This window comes from Congregibacter litoralis KT71 (assembly GCF_000153125.2).
Taxonomy (GTDB): domain Bacteria; phylum Pseudomonadota; class Gammaproteobacteria; order Pseudomonadales; family Halieaceae; genus Congregibacter; species Congregibacter litoralis.
The window spans coordinates 3,886,449-3,901,504 of the sequence record NZ_CM002299.1 but is presented as its reverse complement, the minus strand read 5'-3'; the positions used below and the strand labels follow the sequence as shown (position 1 = coordinate 3,901,504).

Genomic DNA, 15,056 nt, shown 5'->3' with positions numbered 1-15,056 from the left:
TTATCGGGGCGTGCAGAGATCCAGGGCCTTGCCCGATTGTAGGAAGGCCTGAACATTGGCGAATGCTCGTCCCACCATCTCTTTGCGACAGGCTCCCGTGGCGCTGCCGATGTGCGGCAGGAGGGTGACGTTGGGCAGCTCCAATAGCGCAGGTGTGACCGAAGGCTCAAACTCAAATACATCGAGGCCGGCGCCTGCAAGGCGCCCAGCCTGGAGGGCGGCCACCAGCGCCCCTTCGTCCACGAGGGGACCGCGACCCGTGTTGATGAGTATGGCCTCGGGCTTCATGAGTCCCAGGGATGTCTCATTCATGATGTGGCGTGTGGCCTGCGTGAGGGGACAGTTGAGGGAGACGATGTCGGACTCCTCAAGGAGCTGGTCCAGCGATTCGTACCACCTTGCACCGGTAGATGCTTCGGCATCGGCTTTCCGCCGGGGTCCGTGATAGCCCACATCCATGTCGAAGCCCCGGGCACGCTGCGCCACGGCCTGCCCAATGGCGCCGAAGCCGATGATGCCGAGTTTTGCGCCGTGAACTCGACGACCCATGAGTGCTGCGCCTCCCGCCCAGTCGCCTCCGCGAAGGGCGCGTTCACATTCGCCGACACGTCGGCAGGTGGCCAGCAATAAGGCAAAGGTGAGGTCTGCGGTATCTTCCGTAACCACGGGCGTGTTGCTCACCAGGATGCCTCTTTCCTTAGCCGCCACCAGATCCACGTTATCGGTGCCCACGCCGAGGTTTGCAATGAGTCCCAGGGAGTCGGGAAAGCTCGCGATCAGTTCTCGGGACACGGGGTCTACGGCGGTACCCAGCCAGACCGTCGCACCCTTGAGGCTCTCTTCGGGTGCGCCGGTGTCGAAGACGCGCACCTCGCCGAGGGTACTGAGGGGTTCCTGGATAGCTGCAGGAAAGGCTCGTGCTGTAACGATGATGGCTGAGGACATGGTCATGCTTCCTTTTATAATTTTTACAAAGCTTACCCCAGGGGACGGATGGAGACTGTCATATCAGCGACAATCGAAAGGTGAACAAAACGCGAGCAAAAGAGGGGGCCGAAAGAAAGCATCAATCTAATCCCCGAGACCGCGCGTAACGTCATAGCCAATAACAAATGCCTGAGCGCAACGCTCGGTGCGCAGAGACCGGAGTATCGTCCATGAAAAGTCGTACCCAGCAGCTGATAGAAAACGTGCTCAACGATAATTCCCGTCCCACGGATAACTCACTGCGCGCCAGAGCATTTCGGCGCGCCATGTCCGGAGCGACGCCACGCACCATGACCCCCTGGGAGTGGGAGGAATGGTATGCGGCCCATGGTGAGAAGATAGACCTCTCGATCGAGAAAGAAGATGAGTAATCGGTTCATCGATGGCTAACGGTACTGCGCTGCAGACGGATCAGGCTGCAATGCGCCGGCGTTTGAGGGCTCCCTACTAACCTCTTTCTTTGTTCTCTTTCTTTTCCTCCCCCTTTTTTGCTCCCTCGCCCCGGCGGAGACCCGTTCCGCTGGTTTCAGTAGCACCCTTGCTATGATGCGCCTTCCCTAAAAAGGAAGCGCATGCCAGACCTACTTATCGCTGCTATTGGATTTAGCCTGTCCCAGGTTCTTCTGGGACTGTTGCTGTTGCTGCGCCAGGCTTCCTGGGGCACAAGCGAAAAGCTGTTTGCCCTCTTTATGGTGGCCATCATTGGCTACCTGCTGTCCCCGGTGTTGAGTAATACGCCTTTTACCCTCCTTGCCTCGACGGTCCAAACCGCCGCCCCGGGTGTTTTCTGGTTGCTGAGTCTGAGTATTTTTGATGACCGCTTTCGCCTGCGCGCCTGGCAGCTGTCCCTGGTGAAATTCACCGTGTTTATGCCTTTGCTGGGCGCTTTGCTGTCGGTGAATGAGTGGCGATGGCTGTTCATGGACCTGCCCCAGTTCCTCGAGTTCGTCATTTTGGCCCTCACCCTCTGGGTGATCGTCCGTCACTGGAGGACAGATCTGGTGGAGACCCGCCGTCGACTTCGCCTCTGGTTTGTCGGCGTGAATGGCAGCTATCTCTTTATTCTGATTCTGTCGCGAGAGGTCCTCTTTCCCGGCGCGCCCTGGCTATACGTACTGGAGTACCTCCCCCCTGCGGCACTGCTCCTGGCCGTAAACGGGGCGCTGCTTCAGTATCGGCCCGGCGTGCTGTTTACTACGCAGGTAGCCCAGACTGTCCTGACGGAGGCAGCTACTGCAACAGAGCCCCCGGTGGATGGCGAATTGGCGGCACGTTTGCAGGCTTTCATGGAAGACAATCGTGCCTGGCGGGAGATGGGGCTGAGTATCGGCGGTCTGGCTCAGAAGTTGGAGGTTCCCGAGTACCGTTTGCGACGCACCATCAACGGAGCCTTGGGGTATAGGAACTTTAGTGATTTTCTCAACAGCTATCGTATTCGTGAAACGGCGAGCAGGCTGTCGAACTCTGGGGAGGATCATCTGCCGGTGCTGACAATCGCGATGGATGCCGGCTTTCGATCTCTGAGCTCATTTAATAAAGCGTTTAGAGAGATACAGGGCCAAACGCCTACGGCCTGGCGAAAAGCGCACCGTCAGAACAGTCAAGAACTCTCATAGCTGCGGTGCGGGGTGGTCCATGAATCGCACCGCCCGCTAGTCCAACCCGTCACTTTTTTGCGTCTTCGCTTCTGGCCAACGTGGACGCTCTGGATTTACTGCCCAGGTCATAAACTGCGGTTGCTCCCGCGGCGCGAAGTTTTTCTGTGGCGATTTGACTGCGAGTCCCGCTGGCGCAGTAGAACAGATAAACGCCATTCGCAAATTGCTCGCAGTTTTGCTCGATGTGTTCCACGGGAACATTTGTTGCTCCCGGTAGGGCGTCGCGGGCAAATTCATTGGCGCTGCGCACATCGACGAGTTTTGCGCCATCGCGAAGGAGGGCTTCTGCCTCGTCAAGAGCGATGGGTGCGTTCCATTTCCCCAGAATGCGCATCAGCCCTTCATACATCCAGGACAGCACGCAGAAGTGCGTGAAGATAACAATCGCCTGAAGCATCAGAAGCGCCAGACCCACCCCCAGAGCAGCCGTCGGGAGATTGGCGGTAAACAGCACCGCAGCGACAAAGTTCATAACGCCGGCGGCAAGACAGGCCAGGCGTCTCTGAAAGGGGTTTTCCGGAAGAGCTACTGCGCCGGTGATGTGGCGCACGAGATGGTTGTACAGCAGGTCCATAGGATGTGCGGCTGGCGCTAGAAACGCCCAGATACCCAGAGTCGCCACGGCAAACAGCACCATAGGCTGCGCCGTAAAGAGCCCGTAGGCGGTGATCGCGGAGCAGGCAAAGGGGGTAAATCGTAAACCCCACTCCAATTGTCGTAGTTGTTCGGGGCTGTATTCCTGATATCCCTGCTGAAAAAGGCCTCGTTGTTGAAAGGTCATTTTGTCTGTCATGGCAATTGCGCATCGGCTGATATTATATTTCTCTAATATACTACCGATGAGCGTCCGGGGGCTAATCGCCACGGGTCTGCTTACGTTAATCCAAAGAGGCTGTGACCGAAGTTTTGGTTAAAAAGAGTCGTGTTCCTGCCGTTTTTTCCAAAAACGGCCCTCAAATGCTGACGGATTTTTGAAATACGGAAGATTTAGCGGACAAAACAACGACAATAGGCCTTCTTTCGGGCATTCAGTCCGCGATGTATCGCGGCAGAGATAAAACCAATGATCCATATTCGGCCGGGCAAAAGCGGCGCAATAAACAGCTTAGACATTATTATTCGCTCAAATTGGTGTAATCGCCGCGCTCTTGCCAGAACCGTTGTGCGGATTTTGAGCGCCCTCTGCGTGAGCTTTTCCGCCTCTTTGTATGCTGCGGACACTGCCGTGGGCGAGAGCCTCTACGCGCCCTGCATCACCTGTCACGGAGCCGATGGCGCCGGCGTTGCGGCCATGAACGCCCCTGCACTGGCGGGACAGGATGGCGATTATCTGAAGCGTCAGCTCCATCACTTTAAATCCGGTGTTCGCGGTAACGATCCCCGGGACCTCTTCGGCAAACAAATGCAGGGCATGGCTGCCTTGCTTGCCGACGAGACGGCAGTGACTAATGTGGTTGCTTATATAGGAAGCCTGCCCGCTGCAACGACGTCCGCCGTCACCGGGCATGACCAACGAAACGGTGAAGTGCAGTACAACGCCGCCTGCGGCGCCTGCCACGGTCCCGGCGGTAAGGGAAACCCCAGTATGAATGCGCCGCGCCTCGCAGGTCTTGATGCCGCCTATCTCCGCAGGCAGTACCAAAACTTTGCCGAGGGCATTCGGGGTTCCCACGAGGACGACCGTCTTGGCCGCCAGATGCAGATGATGGCGACCATGCTGAGCACCGAAAAAGATCTCGATGACGTTATTGGGTATCTTCTTTCGCAATGAGTGATGACCTGAGCAAATCTGCGAGTCAGAGGCTTCTGGTCGCTGCGGTCATTCCGGCGCTACTGGCGCTGGTGGTCATGAGCTCGCGTTCAAGTGACCTGGCTGGGGTAAGCGCCCCGGCCGCCGGTGACCGGGGTGTGGTTACGCGTGCCGTTGCGGCATTTGAGTCAGCGGCAGAGCGCGACGCTGATCCTCGGGAGCAGGCGATCGCCCTGAGCGATCGCTGCCCGCCGAGCTTTGAAAAGACCGGGGCCGGTGTCTGTGAGCTCCGGAATATGTATCAGTTCTACGATTCCCTACAGGATCAGGGGGTGGGGGGTACCCAGACCGCGTTGCCGGCGCATCGCGATGGCTTTCGTCCCCAGCAGATCGATCTTGGCCGCTATCTGTTTTTTGACCCGGCGCTGTCCGGGGATGGCTCCACGTCCTGTGCGAGCTGTCATCATCCCGAGTTGGGCTTCAGTGATGGCCGGGCCCGCGCCGTCGGTATTGCGGGTCATGCCGTGGGGCGCTCCTCGCCAACGCTCTGGAATGTCGCCTTTCTCAAGCATCTTTTTTGGGATGCCCGTGCCGATAGTCTGGAAGAACAGGCCCAGGGGCCCCTCTATTCGCCCGAAGAGATGGCTAACAACCCTGCGCAACTGCTGGCCACCCTCCAGGGCAGCGAGGCCTATCGTCGGCTGTTTAAGGAGGCGTTTCCCGAGGCAAAGGTCGAAGAGATCAATCTGCAACAGGTTTACCGGGCGCTTGCGGCCTTTCAAACATCGCTGATTTCTCTGAATAGCCGCTACGACCGCTACGCCCATGGCTATCATGCTGCTCTGAGTGAGAGGGAAATCGAGGGCATGAACGTCTTTCGCTCCTTCGTCGCCCGCTGCGCCGAATGTCACACACCACCATTGTTCACCAACCAGCAAGTGGCGGTCATCGGCTCGCCCGAGCCTGAGGGGCTGCCCTTGGATGTGGGCGCGGAGGCGATCTGGAAGGCGCCGAAAATGAAGGGCGGCTTTAAAGTGCCCACGCTGCGCAACATCGCCAAGACTGCGCCTTACATGCACTCGGGTCGCTTCGAGACCCTGAGAGAGGCCGTGGCTTTTTACACTGGCGGACGCGGTCACGCCGTGCCCCCGGGTGTCGATATGCATATTCACTGGCATATTTGGGAGCCGAATCTCAGCGACGAAGAACTCGACCGTCTCGTGGACTTCCTCGGCGCACTGACTGACGAAACCTTTACCCCGGCGATTCCCCAACGGGTGCCCTCGGGACTACCCCCCATCGGCATATCGCCGTTGAACAATACCAACAATAGTTCGCAACACTCTCCAAGCATCGCCGATAGCTCGCGCGATCGAGTAGAGCAGCCTCTCGGAGCATCATCATGAGTACAGGAAAAATCTTCGTCGTTGTCTTGATAGCCGTTGCCTTTGTGGCGGGGCTGCAGTTCGGCAAAAAAACCGGCGGCTCAGCGCCGGTGATCACCAGTGCCGGTAGCGGCGCGAGCTACGGTGGGAGCTCCGCGGGGGGTGCCGCCGCCGAGGACGTCGCCGCCGCGAGAGAGCTGGTCGTGCAAGGCAGCAGCAAGTTTGTCGCCGGCCCTCCCATGTCCGATATGGTTGTAACGGTGAACGATGGTGAATCGATACAGGAAGCGGTCATCGCGGCCGAGCCGGGCACCACCATTCACGTCATGCCCGGCAGCTACAGTGAGACGGTTTACATCGACAAGGATGGCATTCGACTCATCGGCATTGTCAAAGGCTCAGAACGGGCAACGCTGGACGGTGAAGGTACGCTGAATGACGCGATTCTCTTTTCCGGCAATAACATCGTTGTAGAAGGCTTCATGATTACCCAATACAAGGGCAATGCGATCATGAGCCAGGCGGGGAATAACTTTGAAATTCGCGACAATATCATTGTCGATACCGGGGTCTACGGCATTTTTCCCCAGCTGGGTACCAATGGGGTGGTTGAGCACAACGTGGTTTCCGGTATTGAAGACGCGGCAATCTACGTAGGTATGAGTGACAACATCCACGTGGCGTATAACGAAGTGTTCGACAGCGTCGCGGGCATCGAGATCGAGAACAGCCGGCACGCCATTGTCGAAAGCAACTTCGTGTACAACAACACCGGTGGTGTTCTGGCCTTCATCACCCCGGGACTGCCGATCAAAACAACCTATGATGTCATCATCCGCAACAACTGGATCTCGGATAACAATACACCCAACTTCGGTGCGCCGGGTTCCACCGTAGGCGGTATTCCCGCCGGCACCGGCATCATGATTATGGCGGCGGATGATGTGGTGATTGAGGGCAACATCATCACCAACAACAAGACCGTGGGCATCATGACCGTGGATCACAATACCGCGGCGCAGCTGACCAATGTGACCGTCGATCCCGAAGCCGATCCCAACTCCGATCGACTCATGATTCTCAACAACACCATGCACAACAATGGTTACGAGACGATTCCCGAAATCAAGGGGCTGATGCTCGCGGACCTGAAGAGCGGTAACCCCGATATCTTCGCCATCGGGCCCAGCAACGAGAGCTGTATCATCAATCGTCACCGCTATGTCCACTCGGGCATTGATGACTTTAACGAGTGCGACTTCACGAGCACCAGGAATATCGGCAATTATCTGATGCCGCCCGTGGAGCCGCGAGTGATCGAGCCCGGTGAGCGTGGAAAGATTGCCTACCTGGGTATCTGCGCCGGTTGTCACACCTACGAAGGCCGCATGATAGGCCCGCCGGTAAAGATCATTCAGGCGCTGTACATGGATAACCCCCATGGCCTTGCTGAGTACATTGCGGCGCCCGTGAAGAAGCGGGAGGACTATCCGGAAATGCCCAAGCAGGACTATCTGGATGAAGAAACCCGGCTGGCAGTCGCCCAATACATGCTGTCTGTTTCTCGCTAGGGCGTCGAATTAAAGGGTCTCTAAAAACAGCATCGTTGAGAGTCTCTTTGGGTACGGAATCTCCTCGACGAGAAATCGTTGACGGGTATCAGTCAGATTACCGCGGCGTCCTTTGGTACACCCTATGCCCGCATAGCGGACCCACGCACTTACGGCATTGAGGCATTGTTTAACTTTTAGGTGATAATGAGGCTCGGACTTAGCAGTCCGAGCCTACTTTGTCATGGAGAAAGTCGATCATGGCCATAAAATCCGCCTGGGGGCACATCAACATTAATGTCAGGGATCTTGATGCGTCCATCGCGTTTTATCAGAAGCTTGGATTTGACGCCTTTTTGCCGACGATTCCGTACCTGAACTTAAACCGTGAACAGCAAAACGCCGTCGATGCAGGCAGTGCCCTTGCCCTTGGCATCAGCGGTTCACCCAGGGGTCGCGCCTGCATCATGCAGCTGGACGAGGGCTTTCCCAAGCTTGATCTGACGGAGTTTTCCGGCCTCGATCAGCGTGATCCTCTGGAAAACAAAGATCTGGGCGTTGTGCGCATCTGTCTGATTTCCGAAGATCTGGCATCGGACTATCAGTCCCTGGTGGATGACGGCGTGGAGTTTCTCTCGCCGCCCCAGCAATGCCATGAGCGTCTCGCGGATGTTGCAACCTGCGTCGATCCCGACGGTACGCGCATTGAATTGCTGCAGGTCTACCTCGAGCGATGGGGAGCATTTCTCTAGGGAAACCATCTCATATGGCAAAGCGCTTAAATCCCCTCAGCTTCGAAGTTATCTATGGTCTTGCCTGCGAACGCAAAGGCGGGCCTGAGGCGGTCGATGCGCTGCTGCCAAAGCCCGCGAGCAAGGCGTCCTTACGAAAGCTACCCAGTGACCGGTATCTGGCGGAGTTCACACGAAAGGTATTTCAGTCGGGCTTTGTCTGGCGCGTGGTGAACCAGAAATGGGATAACTTTGAAGAGGTCTTCTGGGGCTTTGATATCGAACGCTTATTGATGATGCCCGATGAAATGCTTGAGCGAAAAGCCAAGGATCCCGCGATCATTCGCAATTTTTCCAAGGTCAAGACGATACGTGAGAACGCCGCGATGATTGCGGAAACCGAGCGCTGCGAAGGGAAGCGCTTTGGGGCGTTTATTGCTGAATGGCCGACGGATAACGTGATTGGTTTGTGGAATTACCTCAAAAAGCATGGCCATCGCCTCGGCGGTAATACCGGACCCTATGCCTTGCGGGCGCTGGGTGTGGATAGTTTTCTCCTCACCCGGGACGTCGAGGGTTTTCTCAGAAATCGCGGAGTGATTGATGGTGGTGCCACCAGTAAAAAGTCTCTTCAAGCGACCCAGGACTTTTTTAATACGCTTCAATCACAGTCGGGACGCTCTCTATCGGCCCTGAGTCGAATTGTGTCCTTCAGCTACGGACAAAACCAGGTAGGGATTCAGCGCTAGGCTGTTTCGCGCACCGCGTCGCCCAGGGCTGCGCACAGCTGCTCGATTTTCACGTCCTCAATAACAAAGGGTAGACCGAGCTGCACCGTGTCTCCGCCATAGCGTACGTAAAAGCCTTTTTCCCACATACGCATGCCGACCTCAAAAGGCCTGAGCGTCGGGTCTCCATTCTTTGGCTCGAGGGTGATGGCTGCGGCAAATCCATAGTTTCGAATATCAGTGATATTGGGTAGACCATGGAGCGCGTGTATTGCCTCTTCGAGTATGGGCGCTTTTTCGGCTACGCGCTGCGGTAGCGCTTCCTTCTCGAGGATATCAAGGTTTGCCAGTGCCGCCGCGCAGGCCACAGGGTGTGCCGAATAGGTATAGCCGTGGAAGAACTCGAGAAGATGCTCCGGCGCGTCCTGCTGCATAAAGGTGTCGTAGATTTCCTTGCGGGCTATCACTGCACCCATGGGAATCGCCCCGTTAGTAATCTGCTTGGCGGTGTTGAGAATATCGGGCACAACGCCAAAGGCATCCGCACCGGTCATGGCGCCACAGCGGCCAAAAGCGGTGATGACCTCGTCGAATATCAAGAGGATGTTGTGCGCCGTGCATATCTCCCGCAAGCGCCGGAGGTAGCCTACGGGCGGCGGGAGCACACCCGCAGACCCCGCCATGGGTTCGACAATCACCGCCGCAATGTTGCTGGCGTCGTGAAGGGTAATCATCTCCAGAAGCTGATCCGCCAGGTGAGCGCCGTGCTCCGGCATGCCCCGTTGAAAGCGGTTTTCGGGAATCATGGTATGCGAAAGATGATCGGCCTCGAGACCCTGACCAAACATCTTGCGGTTGGCCGCAATACCGCCCACGGAGATGCCGCCGAAGTTCACGCCATGATAGCCCTTGATACGGCCAATGAGGCGCGTTTTGCTCGGCTGACCTTTGAGTCGCCAATAGGCACGTGCCATCTTCAGGGAGGTGTCCGCGGACTCCGAGCCCGAGCCCGTAAAAAACACGTAGTCCAAATCCTCCGGCATGAGGGTGCGCAGGCGTTCAGCGAGTTGGAAGGACTTGGGCTGGGCAAACTGGAAGGCAGGCGAATAGTCCAGGGTGCGCAGCTGTTGATTCACTGCGTCAGCAATTTCGGGTCGGTTGTGACCGAGTCCCGTTGTCCACAATCCTGACAGGCCATCCATAATGCGCCGACCCTTATCATCGATGTAGTAGATGCCGTCTGCAGCTACGATGATGCGAGGGTCTTTCTTGAACTGGCGGTTACCGGAGTAGGCCATCCAGTGCGCGTCCAGACCGCCGGGGGTAATGATGTCCGTCAGACCGGATGCCGAATGGTCCAGGGGTTGCTCAATGCTTGTCATGGCTTAACTCCAGGGAGGGCTTCTCTCCTCCGGCGGCTATCAAAAACATACCACGGAGCAACCGTAAGCCTCCATGTTTACCGAAGATTACTATGTGCCTGCGACAGGGCCAGGAAAATCACCCTTTTGGGGGAGGCCGAATGTCCACGGCGCAGTCGTAGTAGCAGGCGCCGCCAATGGCAGACTCCTGATGGCCGGGGAGCAGGGCATTTACGGTACAGCCCGTGGGTGAGTCAGCGATCCAGGCACCTTTGGGCACGTAAAGGGTGCCCTGTCGTACGTCGTCACTGATCCTTACGGTCAGCTGCACAGCGGCACGCTCGTTAAACAACTCAATCACTTCACCATCTTTTATCTCTCGAGCGGTGGCGTCGGCGCTGTGGATCTCGCAGAGGATGTCGCGTTGTTGCTCCTCAATGCCGCCAAAGGTGGAGTTTGTGCGGAGCTCCGATGCCGGGGTCACGAGGACAAAGTCGCGTTTCTCCGGAGGATCGAGATAAGCGGGCAGGCCCTGGCCACAATGCGCTTCCATGGCCTCACTGTAGAGTTCTATGCGGCCGCTGGGCGTTGTGAATTCTCCACCGCGGAGCATGGCGGGTTTCGCATAGGGCGTCATGTCCAGGGCCCTGTTGTCGGCCTTCTCAGGAATGCTGCTGTCCGTCGCGGCGAAGGCCTGGTGGATCATTGCATCATCGGAATCCTGAAAGACCGCCTCTGTATAGCCGAAGCGAGCGGCGAGGCGTCGGAACAGTTCCATGTTGCTCACAGCCTCGCCCTGGGCGGGAATCACCGGTCGCGAGCGCTGGAGGTATCGGTGACCGTAGGCTTTGTAGATGTCGCCATACTCAAAGTGCGTGCTCGCGGGGAGCACCAGATCTGCGCAGGTCATGGAGTCCGTCATGGTGATATCGCTGCCCACCACAAACACCTCGTCGCTGAGGAGGGCGTCGCGCATGCGCCCCTGCTGTGGATGTACGGCGACGGGATTGTGGTTGTAGATAAACAGCGCCTTGATGGGGGTCTCGTCACCCGGATCGAGTACATAGCGAGGGATGTCGAGTACGTTGAGTGTTCGAGTATTCTCGGGTGCCAGATCCGGTCTCGAGAGGCGCTGCCGGTCGATGGGAAAAAACCGTGAGACATCACAGATGCCTGCGCCATGAGGACCAATATTTCCCGTTACCGCCATCAGGGAGAAGGCGGCGCGAATCCCCGCACTGCCGTTGCGATTGCGCTCCGGTGCCACGCCTATGCTCATGGCCGCAGGCCGGTGCTTACGGAACATGTCAGCGAGGGCTTCTATGAGCCCCGCGTCGAGCCCGCAGAGTCCCGCTGCATGCTCCAGGTCAAAGGCCTTCGCAGCGGATCTGAACTGATCTCCGCCATGGGTGTGTTCTTCGATGAAGGCCTCATCGAGATCACCGCTGGCATCAAGGATCGCGGTCACGGCGTAGGCCAGCGCGACATCGGATCCCGGCAGCAGGGGTACGTGTAAATCCGCATCCCGGGCGATGCGCGTGCGCTTCGGGTCAATCACCACCAGCTTGGCGCCGCGCTTTTGTGCGTCGCGAATGAGGGTGGTGAGATGGAGATTGCAGGTGGTGATGTTGTTACCCCAGACCACAATGAGTCGGGCCTCGGCGAGCTCCGCCACATCGATGCCGCCGGCATCGCCAAAGACCGTGTCCCAGGCATGGCCGGAGGTACCCGCACAGAGCGTCGAAGCATCAATGAGCGAGGCGCCGAGCTTGTGGAAGAAGCGCCTATCCATGCTGCCCCCGGCGAGAATGCCCATGGGCCCGCCGTAGTAAAGAGGCGCGATGGCCTCGCTACCCCATTCCGATGCTACCTGGGAAAAGCGCTCGTGAATGATATCGAGGGCCTGTTCCCAACTGATGGCCTGGAAGTCGCGGCCTCCCAGGCTATCGCGTCGGAGCAGGGGGGTGCGGATACGTAGATCCCCGTGCACCTGAGCCGGGAAGGCGTTTACGACCTTAGCGCAGAGTTTTCCCCGCGTAAACGGATTGGCGGCACCGCCGCGCACCTTGGTGACTGTCTCGCCCTCGGTGAAAACCTCGAGGCTGCAGGTGTCGGCGCAGTCCAGGGGGCAGACAGTGCTCTGCGTTAGCGGCGGCACCGGGTTTTTGCCGCTCTGACTCGTCGCCTTATTGTTATGAAAGGTGTTATCCGAGGTGCTATCAAAGCTGTTATCGGCGTTGTGGGTCATCCCAAGGCCCTCCGGGAGAGTCACCGCGAGCCGCAAACCGGCCCGGACGTTTAAAGACTCGCAGGATACTACCTCACCGATGCACGCGTTGCCGCCATCTTTTGCATGGGATTATCAATGTTTCAGGGAAGCAGAGCGGTGCCGATCCCCGGTAAACCCTTACATGGGCATTGCAAAGGTCGATTGAGAGGCGCGAAGGGGCAGCTCCTCATTGACGTGGGAATAGAGAAACTGTGTGAGCGACAGCCGCGAGCCGTAGCGCGACAACGTCTCCCAGGGAAGGGGGTCGCCAAGGTCGACGCGAACGGTGTCACCGCATTTCTTTAGCGCCTCATGCATGAGCATGGCCATGCGCAGAGGCAGGGCGACGTGGCTCGCCACGTGAAACTTGCGACTGTTCTGGCCATGGAAATACACGGGCAGCACCGTCGCTTCACTCTGCTGTATCAGTTTTGCTGCAAAGGTGGTCCAGGTGCCGTCATGGCTCTGCCCAAAGCCAAATTTGTCCGCCGTTGAGACCATGCCCGAGGGAAAGATAAGCAGAGGTATGTTGTCTTTGAGCGCGCTGAGCGCAAGCTTCTTGGACTGAATATTGTTCTGCAGCGCAGCTTTATTTGACTGGAAGTCGATGGGCAGAAAGTGCGGCGCCAGGTCCGAATCCTGGCAGAGCATTGCGTTGAGCATGATGCGGAAATCTGATCGTAGCTGCGCTGCGATGTTACAAAGAATCAGCCCGTCTACAATTCCGAAGGGGTGATTCGCAAGAATCACCAGAGGCCCGTTCTTAGGGGCATCCAATAGACGCCGCATATCCATATCGACGTTCACATTGATTGCATCCAGCGCCTCACTAAAGAAGGTTGTCTGATGGAAAGGCCGGCGTTTCAGCTCGTAATAGATAGCCTCGATACGGCGTCGACCCAATAACACCTCAAGGAAGCTTATACACCGTCGGGTCAACCAGGGGTCAGAGGGCTGGGCGTAGGACAGGGAGGGTTGCGCTCGGACATAGTCGTACATGGGAACACTCCCGTCGGCGGCATGATCGCGACAGGGTATGACCGTAATGCTACGAAAAGATGACAGCAATAGCGCCCGTAACCGCGGTTGCGAGGGTGGCGGACGCTCGTGCTCTCGCGCCTCCGGGACGCGCAGCCCTTTTGTGAGGCTTTTTGCTTTTCTGTAGGATCAGCGATCCATTTTTAACTAAAGAAGAAGACCTTGCCCAAGTCCAAAGCGATTACCCTGGCCCACGGAAATCTGCGTTTCAGCGCTATCGAGGGAGGCAACGGTCCCCTTGTGATTCTCCTTCACGGCTTTCCCGACACTTTGCATACCTGGGGTGAGCAAATGCATGTGCTCGCGGAAGCTGGCTATCGCGTGATCGCCGCGGCAACACGAGGCTACGAGCCCCAGTCCCAGCCCGAGGATGGGGACTATTCTTCTGCGGCCTTAGCAGGCGATGTGTTGGCCTGGATAGACCAACTGGGGGCCAGCGCCGCGCATCTTGTGGGCCATGACTGGGGCGCCTCTATTGCGTATACGACGGCTATGGCTGCACCGGAGCGACTCTTGAGCCTCACCACCATGTCTGTACCCCATGCGGGTCGCTTTTTGGCGGAGATTGATAAACACCCCAAGCAGCTTCGGCTCTCCTGGTACATCCTGTTTTTTCAGGCGCCGGGTATTGCGGAGTATGTCGTCAAACGAAAGGACTTCGCCTTCCTTCGCTGGCTCTGGAAAACCTGGAGTCCGGGCTGGGATTTTGAGGAAGAGGAGTTCCAAATAGTGGTTGCGGCCTTTAGGGCCCCGGGGGTTCTAAAAAGCGCCCTTGGCTATTACCGGGCCGCGGTGGGGATGGATTCCCTCCGCGGACGCAAGTCCTACGATGGCAGCAAGCCCTGGCCCATTGAAGTGCCCACCCTGGGAATGACTGGGAAGAACGAGGGATGCATCGCGGCTGAGGTTTTTTCAGCCATGATGCGAGAAGACGACTTTCCTAAGGGCCTGCAAGTCGTTGAGGTTCCTGATGCGGGCCACTTTCCCCATCGGGAGCGCCCGGAATTCGTGAATGCCCTGTTGTTGGATTGGCTCGCAACCCATGACGAGGCGTGATGGATTGCGGTCAGCGGCGTCTGTGCCGCAGTGAGATCGCCCGCAAGAAAAATCATCAATAGTTGAGGTGCAGAAAAGCACTACCGCCCTCAGGGCTTCTTATCAGCTGTCTCGATTTTGTTCGTTTTAGCTGTCCTTCTTACTTGTTTTCCGGTGAGCTGATTCCAAGTGCTCGGTCCTATCAGGTGTCGCAGTTACTTTTACTAATGGAGACCCTGATCTATGTCGGTAATCACTTCGTCTGGTGTCGCGCTGCGCCGATATGCAGCCTTCGATGCCCTGAGACAAGAGACGATAGATGCGCTCCTCGCAGAGACTGCGCTCTCCCTGGCGGGGAGCACGGTAGAAATGGCAAACGGCGATATCGTGGCTCTGACGGTCCAAGGTGAATTACTTTTCGTCAACTGCTCTGAGGTTATTGTCACCGACGTAGAGGTGTCTAACGGCATCATTCACGCCATAGACGCGGTATTGATGCCGTTGATGTAGGCTTCTGGCAATTGCCCTAATTGCTTAATTAGTTAAAACGCCCGGTCACATCCT

Annotated in this window: 14 protein-coding genes; 9 read left to right on the top strand and 5 right to left on the bottom strand. The window is 57.4% G+C overall.

The window, feature by feature from the left end:
• Positions 1-945 carry a 2-hydroxyacid dehydrogenase gene (locus KT71_RS17670; protein ID WP_023660299.1) on the bottom strand — a complete coding sequence of 315 codons (945 nt, stop codon included), beginning with the start codon at positions 943-945 and terminating at the stop codon, positions 1-3.
• Between the two features lie 212 nt (positions 946-1,157).
• On the opposite strand from KT71_RS17670, the gene KT71_RS17665 reads away from it, so the two are divergent.
• Positions 1,158-1,358: a hypothetical protein gene (locus KT71_RS17665; protein ID WP_008293970.1), complete on the top strand. Its 201-nt coding sequence runs from the start codon at positions 1,158-1,160 to the stop codon at positions 1,356-1,358.
• Between the two features lie 201 nt (positions 1,359-1,559).
• Positions 1,560-2,603 carry a helix-turn-helix domain-containing protein gene (locus KT71_RS17660; protein WP_008293971.1) on the top strand — a complete coding sequence of 348 codons (1,044 nt, stop codon included), beginning with the start codon at positions 1,560-1,562 and terminating at the stop codon, positions 2,601-2,603.
• Between the two features lie 49 nt (positions 2,604-2,652).
• Here the strand turns inward: KT71_RS17660 and KT71_RS17655 are convergent, their stop codons facing one another.
• Positions 2,653-3,426 (bottom strand): DUF4395 family protein, encoded by a 774-nt coding sequence (locus tag KT71_RS17655; RefSeq protein ID WP_202962372.1) that lies wholly within the window; start codon positions 3,424-3,426, stop codon positions 2,653-2,655.
• 405 nt (positions 3,427-3,831) lie between these two features.
• Here KT71_RS17655 and KT71_RS17650 point away from each other — a divergent pair, with 405 nt between their 5' ends.
• From KT71_RS17650 to KT71_RS17630, 5 genes are all read left to right on the top strand, one after another.
• Positions 3,832-4,416 carry a c-type cytochrome gene (locus KT71_RS17650; protein ID WP_238549438.1) on the top strand — a complete coding sequence of 195 codons (585 nt, stop codon included), beginning with the start codon at positions 3,832-3,834 and terminating at the stop codon, positions 4,414-4,416.
• Positions 4,413-5,801 carry a cytochrome-c peroxidase gene (locus tag KT71_RS17645; RefSeq protein WP_008293974.1) on the top strand — a complete coding sequence of 463 codons (1,389 nt, stop codon included), beginning with the start codon at positions 4,413-4,415 and terminating at the stop codon, positions 5,799-5,801. The genes KT71_RS17650 and KT71_RS17645 overlap by 4 nt, the downstream gene beginning before the upstream one ends.
• Positions 5,798-7,351 (top strand): parallel beta-helix domain-containing protein, encoded by a 1,554-nt coding sequence (locus KT71_RS17640; protein WP_008293975.1) that lies wholly within the window; start codon positions 5,798-5,800, stop codon positions 7,349-7,351. The genes KT71_RS17645 and KT71_RS17640 overlap by 4 nt, the downstream gene beginning before the upstream one ends.
• A 239-nt stretch (positions 7,352-7,590) precedes the next feature.
• Positions 7,591-8,082 (top strand): VOC family protein, encoded by a 492-nt coding sequence (locus KT71_RS17635; protein WP_008293976.1) that lies wholly within the window; start codon positions 7,591-7,593, stop codon positions 8,080-8,082.
• A gap of 14 nt (positions 8,083-8,096) precedes the next feature.
• Entirely contained in the window at positions 8,097-8,810 is a 714-nt protein-coding gene (locus KT71_RS17630) for a DNA-3-methyladenine glycosylase I (protein ID WP_008293977.1), read from the top strand.
• Here KT71_RS17630 and aptA read toward each other — a convergent pair.
• From aptA to KT71_RS17615, 3 genes are all read right to left on the bottom strand, one after another.
• On the bottom strand, positions 8,807-10,171 hold the full coding sequence (gene aptA, locus KT71_RS17625; RefSeq protein ID WP_008293978.1) for an omega-aminotransferase AptA: 1,365 nt from the start codon (positions 10,169-10,171) through the stop codon (positions 8,807-8,809). The genes KT71_RS17630 and aptA overlap by 4 nt on opposite strands.
• A 118-nt stretch (positions 10,172-10,289) precedes the next feature.
• Positions 10,290-12,398 carry a molybdopterin-containing oxidoreductase family protein gene (locus KT71_RS17620; RefSeq protein WP_008293979.1) on the bottom strand — a complete coding sequence of 703 codons (2,109 nt, stop codon included), beginning with the start codon at positions 12,396-12,398 and terminating at the stop codon, positions 10,290-10,292.
• Between the two features lie 159 nt (positions 12,399-12,557).
• Positions 12,558-13,418: a lysophospholipid acyltransferase family protein gene (locus tag KT71_RS17615; protein WP_008293980.1), complete on the bottom strand. Its 861-nt coding sequence runs from the start codon at positions 13,416-13,418 to the stop codon at positions 12,558-12,560.
• Positions 13,419-13,619: 201 nt separating this feature from the next.
• On the opposite strand from KT71_RS17615, the gene KT71_RS17610 reads away from it, so the two are divergent.
• Both KT71_RS17610 and KT71_RS17605 read left to right on the top strand, forming a co-directional pair.
• On the top strand, positions 13,620-14,513 hold the full coding sequence (locus tag KT71_RS17610; RefSeq protein WP_008293981.1) for an alpha/beta fold hydrolase: 894 nt from the start codon (positions 13,620-13,622) through the stop codon (positions 14,511-14,513).
• Positions 14,514-14,735: 222 nt separating this feature from the next.
• Positions 14,736-15,002, top strand: coding sequence for a fasciclin domain-containing protein (locus tag KT71_RS17605; RefSeq protein WP_008293983.1), 267 nt, complete (start codon positions 14,736-14,738; stop codon positions 15,000-15,002).
• Positions 15,003-15,056 lie beyond the last annotated feature (54 nt).